General features: G+C 71.9%; 1 pseudogene. It reads right to left on the reverse strand.

The window, feature by feature from the left end:
* Positions 1-288 (reverse strand): annotated as a pseudogene (locus tag AC3A35_RS27970) (allantoicase); the annotation flags it as partial.

Here is a 288-nt window from a genome sequence, read left to right on the forward strand (position 1 = left end):
TCGAAGCCGCGGATCACGCCCTTGCAGCCGAGCCTGACCAGGGCCCAGTCGTGACCGGCGACGCGCTTGCGGCGCGATTCCCAGCCGTCCATCCATTTGCCGTTGGTGTCGAACTTGCCGGGGACGAACTGGGCCGGTTCGGGGTTGAGCATGCGCGCGACCTCGGCGAAGAAGTCGTCGGAGGCGTAGAGCGCGCCGGCACCCAGGCGGGGGCTGGCGAGATCGACCGAACGCAGGGCCCAGTCGGGCAGTTCGGCGGGCGGGGCGAAGACGGGGGCGCCGGGGGTG

The sequence above is a fragment of the Azoarcus sp. Soil_N_20 genome (assembly GCF_057656155.1).